Source organism: Desulfuromonas sp. CSMB_57, assembly GCF_020194955.2.
GTDB lineage: Bacteria > Desulfobacterota > Desulfuromonadia > Desulfuromonadales > Syntrophotaleaceae > JAFCIY02.
The window spans coordinates 1-1,230 of sequence record NZ_JAFCIY020000064.1; the positions used below are offsets into that span (position 1 = coordinate 1).

Below are 1,230 nucleotides of genomic sequence, written 5' to 3' on the forward strand. Positions count from 1 at the left end.
TGAGGGTGAGGGCGTCGCGGGGGGTCTGCTCCGGCGCCTGGTATTGCCGCTGGGTTTCCAGGCCGCGTCGCCTACAATCACCTACGTCCGGCTTGCTTACGGTTAGGGTTTAAGCCGGCGCGGCATGACTGCTTATGAAAAACCACAACCGAGGGTGTGGCCCATACCGCCCGCCCGCAACAGGAGAACGCCCACGGCATCGTCATACAATCAGCGGTGAATTGTCAAAGATCAGCTTCGCCTGACCAAAAAAACGGCTAAAGGTGTCGGCGCCACAGACACTGTGTCTCGCGAAAATGGCGCCGTGAGCACAACCCGAGGGGTGCAGACTGGCCTCTCATTGGTCCAGATCAAACATATTCATTGCCCTTTTTCTTGCAATTTCCTTTATTTTAGCTTGTGTCTTTTTATGATTCTTTGCATCAAATGATTTAATTATCAAGAGCATATTTTTTTTTATTAAATGAGATAAATCTGTAATCATTTTTTCTAAATCAGTGCTACTCGGTACAATATTGATACCAATTGCACAACATACATCTTCAAGAAAATACCACTCATTTAAGAAACCTATCTCACTCCAGCAATCTCCTCTGTCCTTTATAAAACGCACACAAATTCCGTAATTTGATTTAAGAATTACTACAATGTTCCCAAAATTATTTTCGTCGATAATTAATTCTGAAATATAAAAATCATTATCATTGGTCAATATTGAAACAGAATTTGTTATTAATTCAACTAAATCCATTGAATACACCTATTGCTTAATTAGTCTAGTATTATTTTTATTGAACTTATATCCTTTTGAATTTAGATACTGTATTTCTTTAGGCAAATAAGTACCAGGCCTTATTTTTTCAATTGGTGTTGCTAAGTTAAACTCAGAGCCCCTAGAAATTGCACGGTCTAAGAATTTTTGATTGGCTGTCCACTGCTCTGCTTGTGACATTTTGTTCCATATTTTATCTGGGATAGAAAATGGCTTTACTTTCAATTGCTTTGACAAATCAACGTACTCGGGATAGTGACCAATAACTTTCTGAGGTGCGGATGGTGGTTGCGTAAAACGACCCGTCTGAGAATCCCTCCACCGACCAGCCTTCGCATCCCATACCGGACACCCCGCCAACCCCAACGGATCCACCCACTGCATGGGGTCGTGCACATAGCCGTGGGTCCGTAATCCGCCTTCCAGGCCTATCGGGTCCGGGCTCAGATACTGCCCGC

The 1,230-nt window shown here is 43.5% G+C and carries 2 protein-coding genes; both read right to left on the bottom strand.

Annotated elements, in window-relative coordinates:
- Positions 1-337: 337 nt before the first annotated feature.
- On the bottom strand, positions 338-751 hold the full coding sequence (locus tag JQN68_RS13855) for a hypothetical protein (RefSeq protein ID WP_225073946.1): 414 nt from the start codon (positions 749-751) through the stop codon (positions 338-340).
- 9 nt (positions 752-760) lie between these two features.
- On the bottom strand, positions 761-1,230 hold a 470-nt coding region (locus tag JQN68_RS13860), incomplete at its 5' end, for an RHS repeat domain-containing protein (protein ID WP_249621255.1).

Excerpts from the sequence above, each read along its gene's own strand:
- JQN68_RS13855 (WP_225073946.1), bottom strand. The coding sequence starts at position 751 with ATGGATTTAGTTGAATTAATAACAAATTCTGTTTCAATATTGACCAAT.